Raw genomic sequence first — 10,441 nt, forward strand, 5'->3', positions numbered from 1 at the left:
AGTTACTTCTAGTACTACTGCAGTAGCTCACGTCCAACCTCTCCACCGAGGAAGGACTGTCTGCGAAATGCATCCAATAAAGCCCCCTCCATGTCGCGGGAAACGAGTGATCGCTATTCGCGTCCCCCTTTTTGCGCTTCATTCCAGCAGGTAACGACCGGCATGCCGGTCCATTCGACGCCCGCCATGGTCCGATAAGCGACTTCCCTTGTCTCGCCCGGCATCAGATCGAAATAGTTGTCCTCGAGCAGCAGTTCATTCTCGATCGTGACCACGCGCGCATAAACGTCCGTACGAATGACGAGGTGACCGGATGACGCGTCTCGGCGGAAGCATTCAACTTCTAACGTCGCAGGCGGGCAGACCAATTCCTTCGGCAGGACGTCGAAGAAGACCACACTGTCGCCTTGAACGCCTTGATCGCCTTGATCACCATGAACGCCATGAACGCCTCGATTGCCAAAATCGCCCTGTTCGCCCTGTTCGCCCTGTTCGCCCTGTTCAGCCTGTTCGCCCTCCGAACCGCTTCCCGTCGCATAAGGCTGCCATAACGCCTGTACGACCGCATCGGCCGCGCCGCCCGTCAACCCCCACTCTCGCTTAACGATCGTATGAATCAGCGCTGCCTCGTTCGCCGGGACGACTGCTTCCGTTTCCCACGACACCCCGTACACCCCCGCAGTCGTGGCCGCGCGGACCCGGACCACGCCCCGCCGCTCCGTCAGCGTATCGTTCACGAGCCATACGCCAAGTTCTTCCCCGCGGTCCTCCAGCGAGATCATAACGGGCTTGGATGCGCGCTTGGCCCCGTAATAGCCGGCCTTCGGATACCCGTAATAATCGATCATCGACCAGCCGCTGGCGGGCCAGCAGTCATTGTACATCCAAAAGAGGACGCCGCTCGAATCGTATTTGCGCCTTCGGTAATGCTCGATCTGCATGCGCTCGAACTCATACTGGACGTACTCCATCTTCTTGACCTTCTCAAGCGGACTCGCGCTCTCCCCGAACAGCGCCGCCGACGTCTTTTCCAGCAGCCGGTAGTGGGTCAGTTCGTCCTGCCCGTTGTACGGATTGTCCTTCGTCCTGAATTCCCAGATGTCCGCCTGCTCGTCCGTCACGTCCGCCATCGTCATCATTTTAAGCAGCGAGGACAGCGGCGGCGAGCCGGGAATAGCCGATTCGCTCAAGAACCGGCCGCGTCCCTCGCGGATGCGTTCCCGGTAGTCGCGCATATCGCCAAGCAGAAAGTCCACCTCGTACCAGGGCGATACATGGCAGTCTCCCGCATCCTGACTGTTGAACGGACGTCCGTAAATAGGCGAGGTTGGGAAAAACGGACGCGACGGGTCCAGCTCGGCGCACAGCGGCGTCGTCACTTCGGCGCACACCCGCTTGCCCCAGTAGTCGTCCTCTTCGTTGTTGTTCATCGCCAGCTCGTTGTCCCCGTACCAGAGGGCGAGGCTCGGATGATTGCGCAGCTGCTTGATCGTCGAGGCGACTTCCTTTTTCATGGCCGCGATGAACCACGGCTCGTCGTCCGGATATTCGGCGCAGGCCATCATGAAGTCCACCGACACCAGAATGCCCAGCCGATTGCACGTGTGCCAGAATTCCGGCAGCTCGTACGTGCCGCCTCCCCACACGCGCAGCATGTTCATATGACCGTCGACCAGCAGCTGCAGCAGGTGCGCGTAGCGCTCCGCGGTCACCGTGGACGGGAACGGATCCGCCGGAACCCAGTTGCCTCCCTTGGCGAATATACGCTCGCCGTTCACGACGATGGTGAAGGAGCTGCCGCGCTCGTCGGGGATTTGCTCGACCTCCACGATACGTATGCCGATCTCGTCGGTCCGGGTATCCAGCGCCTCGCCGCCGCTCGCCATCAGCGAGACGGAGAAGCGATACAGCGCAGGCTCGCCGTAACCGGCCGGCCACCATAGCTGCGGCTGCTCCACCCTGAGTTCTCCCTTGACGACGGGCTGCGACGGACGGATCCCGGTCACAAAAGACCATACGGGTTCTCCACCTGGCGCGGCGAGCTCCAAGCGAAGTACGCCGTCCTGCGACAGCCCCGCCGTTTCCACTTCCCAAGCCAAAGTCGCGGAATCTTCATGAAGCGCCAGTGTGCGGACCCAGCTATGGGCAATCTCGCCGGCGGGCTTCGCCTCGATGTATACGGGCCGCCAGATCCCGTAGCTCACCAGCCGGTGCACCCAGTCCCAGCCGAACGTGCATTGCATCCGGCGGACGTACACGCGATCCTGGGAAAACAGCGATACGTATTTGTCCGTGTCCTTATCCTGCAGATAGATCGGGATCGGCGTAAAACGCACCTTCAATCGGTTAACCCCGGGCTGCAGCGCATGCGCGACGGAAAAGGCATGCGGAATAAACATGTTGTCCGCCTCGCCGACCGGGCTGTCGTTCAAATAAACCGCCGCGATCGTATCCAGACCTTCGAAGCAAATTCGCACCGAAGTTCGGTCCCGGCCGGCTGGCCACTCGAATTCCGTTTCATAAATCCACTCACCATGTTCCACCCATTGGCATTCATTCGCCTGATCGCGCCACATCGGGTCCTTAATCAGCCCGCGCCTGAGCAGATCCGTATGGACATGCCCGGGCACCGTCCCTTCAAAGGGGCCGACCGGCTGCCCGTCCGGCATGATGCCCGTTACTTTCCAGCTTCCGTTCAAATCGATGCGTTCGTTCATGTGCGGCTCCCTTGCCTGTATTCGGCGTGGCGCCGGGCGCATGCGGAACCGTCTTCAGCGATGAAGCTGTTCGCGATACTCCTTGGGCGTCCATCCGGCATGCTTTTTGAACACCTTGATAAAATAAGGCGGATTGTCGTAGCCGAGCAGCTCGGCGATCTCGTGCACCTTCTTGTTGCCTTCGGTCAGCAGCTTCTCGGCCTTCTCCATCTTCAGCCGCAGCACGTAGCCGCTCAGCCCCTCTCCGGTCTCGGACTTATAGAGCCTGGATAAATAGACGGGATGCAGGCAGACATGATCCGCCACCGCCTGCAGCGAAGTATCCCCAGCCAGATTCTGCTCCACGTATTCCTGCGCCCGCCTGACGAAGTAGGCCGCCGTCTCGCCCTGCTTGCCCGCAATGTCGTCCGTCCGCACCAGATCGATCGCGCGCGCCGACCAATCCCGCAGCTGCTCGACATTGCGCAGCTGCGACGGCTGCAGGAGCGCGCCGAACGGCTCGCCGATGACGTCCTCGAGCCGTTTGCCGTTCTTGTGGCAGATCGAGATCAACGCGCTGCCCAAGGCAAAGACGACTTCCATGATGTGCTCCTGGGAAAAAGACCGGTCCAACCGTCCGATCGATAAAAAAACGGCCTCCAGCTTGTCCGCGAGCATCTCCCAGCGGCCGGCCTCCAGCAGCTGGACGAGCGTCGGCGTATCGTGCAGGCCGGTCAGGCCGTCGACCCGCGGCGCCTCGCCGAACGCCTCCGCCGAGATCAGAAACTCGCCCTCCTGCCCGAACCGCTGGCGGATCATGGCGAGCGACGCCTGGTACAGCGCCGGCACGTCGCGCGGGAAGGTTCCCCTGCCGCTGATCAGGACGGATACCGTGCCGTGCAGGTAAGCTTTGACGCCGCTCTGAATCTCGCTCGCCTCGCGCTCGAGCGCGCGCTGCCGCCGCGGCGGCTCGGACGCCTGCGCGTCCGCTTCGCCGCCCGGCGATTTCTTTTCCTTGACCAGAAAAACCAGATAGCCGTGCGCATCCTTGCAAAACCAGGCCTCGTAGCCGTCGCGGAAAATTTCCTCGGCAATGTTGCCGATGGCATACTCCATCAAGCCCAGATCGTGACGGCTGTATGCAAAAAACGTCTCGTCGGGACGCAGCAGCACGAGCCGCACCTCGTCTTCGGCGGCGAACGCAAGCTCCAGCGACCCGAGCCGCTGCGCCAGCGCAGACGGGGACATCGCGCCGCCTGTCAGCAGCTCGCCCAGCAGTCCGTCCCTCAGCTTGGGGAAGTTCTCTCTCAGCGCGGTCAACGCCCGCTGACGGGAGCTGATCTCCTCCCATTCCCGGTGGATCAGCTCCGTCGCCTTGCGCAGGCTCGCGACGATCTCCTCGTCCTCCGCCGGCTTCAGAATATAATCGACGGTATCGAACTGCAGCGCCTGCCTTGCATATTCGAAGTCGGCGTAACCGCTCATCACGATGCACTTGATCCGCTTGCGCGCCTGCATGACCCGCCGGATCAGCTCCAGCCCGGACAGGCCCGGCATCCGGATGTCCGTCACAAGGATGTCGACCGGATACGTATCCAGCACCTCGAGCGCCGCCGGCCCCGAGTAAGCCGTATGAACCTGACTGATCCCGAGCGATTCCCAGGGGATGGACTTGACTAGACTGTCTACCAAATGCGCGTGATCGTCGACCAGCAGAACCTGGAACATGCCCGCTTCACTCCTCTATGCTGTCATGCCAATGCAGAATGGTTGTCAGCCCGCCGGCCGCGGAGGCTTCGAACCGTAAGCCTGACCGGCCGCCGAACTGGTAGCCGAGCCGCTGATGCACGTTCCACAGGCCGCAGCCGATCTCGTCCGTGAGCGGCAGGTTGATCTTGCGGGACAGCGCGCTTCGCCCCTCCTCCGTCAACCCCGGTCCGTCGTCCTCGACGACGATCGTGTTCTCTCCGTTCGCCGAGCTGCCCCGGATGACGATCCTTCCCGCCGTCTCGCACGGCTCGATGCCATGCACGATCGCGTTCTCAACGACTGGCTGGATGAGCAGCCGCGGGATCTGCTTGTCCAGCAGCGCATCCGGCAGCTCGATCGATACGCTGAGCCGCTTCATCTGAAGACCTTGAATGCGCAAATAGTTCTCGACCAGCGCCATCTCTTCCCGGACGGCGACGAGCTGCTGCTCGTTGCGCGTCGTATACCGGTAATATTTGCTGAGGCTGACAGACATGGCGATGATCGCTTCCTTCTCCTCCAGCACGGCCATGCTCTTCATAAAGGCCAGGCAATTGTACAGAAAATGCGGATTGATCTGGGATTGCAGCTGCTTGAGCGTCGCTTCGCGCGAGCGGAGCTGCTCGGCGTAAACTTTTCCTACGAGCAGGTCGATCTCCTCGGCCATGTCGTTGAACTTGTGGAACAGGAAGGTAAATTCGTTGTCGCCTTTAACCGGGATCCGTGCGGCGTAATTGCCCTTCTTAAGTTGCTGAACGCCGCGGATGAGCGCCTTGATCGGCCTGCGGATGTTCTGGTACAGCACGTAGGAGATGAGCAGGCTCACGACGAGCAGGATGGAGGCGAACATAATAAAATAGCGGCGCGACTCGGTAATGGGAGTCAAAATATCCTGCACCGGCACATAATCGACCAGATACCAGCCGAGCTCCTCCGACTGCATGTAGTTGACGAAATACCCCACATCGTCGATCTCGATCGTATCGTAGCCCCGGCTCTGGATCGTCTTGCCGCCCAGTTCGACCTTCAACCGATCGGCCATGGACGCCGAGCCGACAGGCACAATCGACGCCGTCCCCCCGGGATCGAGCAGGAACGTCCCGCCCCCGCTTTGCGCTCGGTCGTTGTTGTCGAGCAGCTTGACGATATTGTCGGCCGTGAAGCCGACCTCGACGATCAGCCGGGCATTCTCCGCAAGCCCCCGCTCGCTGATCGGATCGAAGGCGTACATGACGAACCGGTCCCGCGCCGCGTCGTACCGCCAATCCGGCACGGCCCGCTGCGCGATATCTCCCGCATCGTAGTAGACGAGCGACGACTGACCGACCGCCCTGCCGATCTTCGGCGCATAGATGACGACCGAGTTTGTAAACGCATTCGCAACGCTTTGCAGCATCAGCTTCTGACTGATCGTCTGCACCGTTTTCAGCGCGTTGTAGTTCATGTCGTTCTCGTACAGCTCCATGTCCCGGAATTCCTTGACCGTCGGGTCGCGCAGCAGCATGTTGGCCATCATCGACAGCTGATTGACATTGTTGTCCAGCTGCTTGTACAAGTAGTTCAGCCGGTCCATCTGGGATTCCCGGATATGCCGCTCCAGCACGGAGACGCTCGTTCGGTTGGAGATCATGTACAGGGTCAGCAGCGGCACCAGCAAAATGAGAATCAGGATGTTTACTTTCGCGAAGCTGTTCATTTTGACCATGGAGGATCGCCTCATCCGCGCTTTTGCTTTCTATTATGAGCGGTGCCGGAAAAACGGACAAGAGAGACGGACGATCCCGCCTCCGCTTGCCCGTTCCGTTATTTTTTAAGCACGTTCTGCGCGTACCAGTCGTTCACTTCCTGCGTGATCTTGTCCCCGCCGCCGGACTTCCACTTGGCGACAAACGAATCGAATTCCTCCAGCGGGCTCGTGCCGAAAATGATCTTGACGATCGTCTCGTATTCCAGCTTGCCGAGGAAGTCGCCCTGCGTCTTCTGGGTATCGGTCGTCGGACCGACGAAGGCGTTGATCGTGTCGGCGTCCTGCTGCGTTTTCCACGCCTTCATCGCCTCGATCTGGCCGTTGATGCAGAGCGGATTGTTCTTGCAGGAGTCGAAGCTCTCCTGCTCGCTCTCCGTCCGGCCCGGCTTGCCCTGCACCAGATAGTCGAGATAACCGTCGATCTGCTCCCACGGATCGACGAAATAGTTAGGCATGAAGCCGTACTTCACGATCTGGAAGGAGCTTCCTTGCGCCGCGTAGCCTTGGTCGATCAGGCTTTTCCGCGTCATGTCCCAGATGCCGCTGTCTCGGCCGAACTCGTACATGGCCTGGGCGTACTTGAACACGGCGTCGGGATGCTCGTAATTTTTATTGATCAGAATCGTCGCCCCGATCAGCGGAAACGCGCGCCTGCCGGCCTGGCCGTCCGGACCGGTCGGCACCGGGTACACCTTGTACGTCGCGCCCTTGATGTTTTTCTCCAGGTCGGGCAGCGGGAAATAAGGGAACCAGTTCGGTCCGAACACGATGCCCGCCTTGCCGGAGGTGAACAGCCCCGTCGCCGTAGCCCCGTCCTGCTGAGGCGCGTCCTTTGAAATGTAGCCCTTGGACATCCAGTCGCGCAGCTCGGCGATCGCGTTTTTCATCTGCAGCTGCACCGGATCGTAGACGAGCGATTGTCCGTCAGCGGCGGGTCTCCAGTTGTTCGGAATGGCGCCGAACGCGCCGAACAGCGCGGTCGTGTCGGCAAAGATGTCGCCCGACAGGTTCTTGAGCTGCAGCGCCAGCCCGACCGTATCCTTCTTGCCGTTGCCGTCCGGATCCTGGTTCGTGAAGGCGTCCAGCACCTTCTCCAGCTCGTCGATCGTCGTCGGCGCCTTGAGACCCAGCTTGTCCAGCCAGTCCTGGCGGACGTACATAACCGGCGAGCCGTTCGGGCCGAACGACGGAATCGGCAGCGCCATGATGCGGCCGTTGCGGGTAACGGAGTAGAACAGGTCCGGATTGGCGTCGTACACCCGCTTGACGTCGTCGGTGGCGTACTGCGCGATCGCGTCCGTCAGATCCATGAACTTGCCCGAATCGATCAGCTGGTTGGTCAGATCGGTGTCGCCCATCGTGTTGATGACGTCGGGCAGCTTCTCGCCGGACGACAGCGACAGCAGCATTTTCGTCTTGAAGCCTTCGTTTTTCGTCGGCGCCGTCCACAGCACCTTGATGTCGAGCCCCAGATTCGCCTTCACCTTGTCGAACAAAATATTTTTCTCCGCGGTCTCGCCGTTGAAATACTGGATGTCGTCGCTGATCGGAATAACGGTGTTGATCGAGATCGGCGGGTCGTATTTGCCGTTCTGGAAAGGCGCGGTCTCCTTGGCCGCAGGCGCGGATTCGCCTGCGCTTGCCGTGGCGGCGCTCGCCGTCGACGCGGCGGCCGATGCGGCCGGAGACGAGGAACTGCCGGCGTTGTTGTTCGCATTGCCGGAGCATGCGGCCAGTATCGATACCAGAAGCGCCGGCGCCAGCGTCGCCGCGATCCGTTTGTTGCGTACGTTCATGTGTGGACCTCCCGTGTATTTGATTTTGCAAACTCAGCATATCGGAAAAACTTCGGCGAAAATAGAAAACAAAATCAAGAAAAATAGCAATTCGTCAACATGAACGGGCGGCCGCCGCACAAAGTTGAGAGAGTGCTTTTTTTGTTGAGAGATTGGCGTATCTGGGGGAAAACGACTCTTTTACAATAAATTTATGCCGCTTGCACACCGCCGCCCGCTCTCCATTCGAACCGTCGTTTTAGCTATTGCAATCTATCCGCGCAGGAGGAACGTCCATTGAACTTTATCAGATCCGTCTTGGATTCCCGGCAGACGTGGCAGCTCCACGCGATGCTCGTGCCCGGAATCGTGCTCGCCGTCGTCTTTCTTTATTTGCCGATGCTCGGCCTGGTCATCGCCTTTCAGGACTTCAAGCCCTGGCTCGGATTCGTTCATTCGCCCTGGGTCGGGCTCGACCATTTCCGCCTGATGCTGTCCAGAGAGGACAGCGTTCAGGTCATCCGCAACACCTTCGCGATCGCCTGCCTCAAGATCGTGTTCGGCCTGCTCGTGCCGTTCGTGTTCGCGCTGCTGCTGAACGAGCTGCGCCATATGTTTTTCAAGCGGCTCGTGCAGACGCTCGTCTATTTGCCCCACTTCATGTCTTGGGTCATTCTGGGCGGTATTCTGATCAACCTGCTCGGCAACAGCGGCCCCGTCAACCAGCTGCTGTCCTCGCTTTTCGGAATCGAGCCCGTGCCTTTTCTGGCGGACGGCGACTGGTTCCGGTTTACGGTCGTCGTCAGCGACATCTGGAAGGAATTCGGCTTCGGCACGATTTTGTTCCTGGCTGCGCTGACGGCGGTCAACCCGTCCTTGTACGAAGCGGCCGAGATGGACGGCGCCGGACGCTGGCAGCAGACGCTGAACGTAACGATTCCCGCCGTGACGCCGATCGTGATCGTATTGGGCACCCTCTCGCTCGGCAGCATTTTGAACGCCGGCTTCGATCAGATTTTTAACCTGTATAACGCGCTGGTCTACGATAAAGGCGACATCATCGATACGTTCGCCTACCGGGTCGGCCTGCTTCAGACGCAGTTCAGCTTCGGCGCGGCCGTGGGCATGTTCAAGGCGCTGATCAGCTTCGTGCTTATCGTGGTCGCGTACCGGATGGCCTTCAAATTCGCCAACTACCGCATATTTTAAACCAAGAGGGGCCGAGCGACGATGTATTATAAATCCAGAAAATATCGCCTTTTCTATATTTGCAACTTCGCTTTTCTGCTTGTCGCCTCCATCGCCTGCGTGCTGCCGCTCATCCATATCCTCGCAGTCTCGTTCAGCGCCAAGGAACCGGCCAACGCGCAGGCGGTCGGCCTGTGGCCGATCGGCTTCAACACCGACGCGTACAAGCAGACGTTCTCGAATCCGAACTTCCTGGAGTCGATCGTCGTATCGATCGAGCGGGTGCTGCTGGGTACCATCATCGGCATGGCCGTCACGATCCTGACCGCCTACCCGCTGTCCAAGATGAACGCGCGGTTTCGCGGCCGGACGATGTACACCTGGTTTTTCGTCTTTACGATGCTGTTCAACGGCGGTCTCATCCCGACTTATATGGTCATTCAGAAGATGCATCTCATGAACTCCATCTGGGCGCTCGTGCTGCCCGGTGCGGTATCGGCGTGGAACATGGTGCTGCTGCTTAATTTCTTCAAGACGGTGCCCCGGGAGCTGGAGGAAGCGGCGCTCATCGACGGAGCCAACCACATCAAGACGCTGTGGTACATTTATTTGCCGATATCGATGCCCTCGCTCGCGACGCTCTCGCTCTTCACGATGGTGGCCCACTGGAACTCCTGGTTCGACGGCATGATCTACCTCACCGACGCGCAAAAATGGCCGCTCAGCACGCTGCTGCAGACGATCGTCGTCACCGAGGACTTCAGCAAGATCAATATGCGGCCGGAGGACGTCAAGCTCATCTCCAACGAAACCGTCAAAGCCTCGCAAATCTTCATCGGCGCGATTCCGATCCTGCTGGTCTACCCGTTTCTGCAAAAGTACTTCGTGAAGGGGATGGTGCTGGGGGCGGTTAAGGAGTGAGCGCGAGGGGCGCGTTAGTTTCCCGATTGCGCTTATCGCAGGCGCTGCACGGGCCAGTGAGGGCGCGTTAGTGCCCGAATGCGCTTATCGCAGGCTTTGCTCGGGCCAGTGAGGGCGCGTTAGTGCCCGAATGCGCTTATCCCGGGCGTTGCACGGGCAAGTGGAGGCGCGTTAGTGCCCGAATGCGCTTATCGCGGGCGTTGCTCGGGCCAGTGAGGGCGCGTTAGTGCCCTATTGCGCTTATCGCAGGCGCTGCACGGGCAAGTCGGGGCACGTTAGTGCCCAATTGCGCTTATCGCGGCGGGCGTTGCACGGGCCAGTGAGGGCGCGTTAGTGCCCTATTGCGCTTATCGCGGGCGCTGTAT

6 protein-coding genes are annotated in these 10,441 nt (G+C 60.0%); 2 read left to right on the plus strand and 4 right to left on the minus strand.

Annotated elements, in window-relative coordinates; all coding sequences use genetic code 11:
- Positions 1 to 113: 113 nt before the first annotated feature.
- The 4 genes from KB449_RS22985 to KB449_RS23000 form a co-directional block, all read right to left on the minus strand.
- A complete protein-coding gene (locus KB449_RS22985) occupies positions 114 to 2,717 on the minus strand; it encodes a glycoside hydrolase family 2 protein (RefSeq protein WP_282910578.1) in 2,604 nt (867 codons plus the stop codon).
- Positions 2,718 to 2,771: 54 nt separating this feature from the next.
- Positions 2,772 to 4,424, minus strand: coding sequence for a response regulator (locus tag KB449_RS22990; protein WP_282910579.1), 1,653 nt, complete (start codon positions 4,422 to 4,424; stop codon positions 2,772 to 2,774).
- A gap of 7 nt (positions 4,425 to 4,431) precedes the next feature.
- The gene (locus KB449_RS22995; RefSeq protein WP_282910580.1) at positions 4,432 to 6,150 is read right to left on the minus strand and encodes a sensor histidine kinase; all 1,719 of its coding nucleotides are present in this window, start codon (positions 6,148 to 6,150) and stop codon (positions 4,432 to 4,434) included.
- A 98-nt stretch (positions 6,151 to 6,248) separates the two neighbouring features.
- Positions 6,249 to 7,988, minus strand: coding sequence for an extracellular solute-binding protein (locus KB449_RS23000; protein ID WP_282910581.1), 1,740 nt, complete (start codon positions 7,986 to 7,988; stop codon positions 6,249 to 6,251).
- A 330-nt stretch (positions 7,989 to 8,318) separates the two neighbouring features.
- Here KB449_RS23000 and KB449_RS23005 point away from each other — a divergent pair, with 330 nt between their 5' ends.
- Positions 8,319 to 9,176, plus strand: a complete 858-nt coding sequence (locus KB449_RS23005) for an ABC transporter permease (RefSeq protein ID WP_282912892.1) — start codon at positions 8,319 to 8,321, stop codon at positions 9,174 to 9,176.
- Between the two features lie 21 nt (positions 9,177 to 9,197).
- Positions 9,198 to 10,076 (plus strand): carbohydrate ABC transporter permease, encoded by an 879-nt coding sequence (locus tag KB449_RS23010; protein WP_282910582.1) that lies wholly within the window; start codon positions 9,198 to 9,200, stop codon positions 10,074 to 10,076.
- Positions 10,077 to 10,441 lie beyond the last annotated feature (365 nt).

Source organism: Cohnella hashimotonis, from assembly GCF_030014955.1.
GTDB lineage: Bacteria > Bacillota > Bacilli > Paenibacillales > Paenibacillaceae > Cohnella > Cohnella hashimotonis.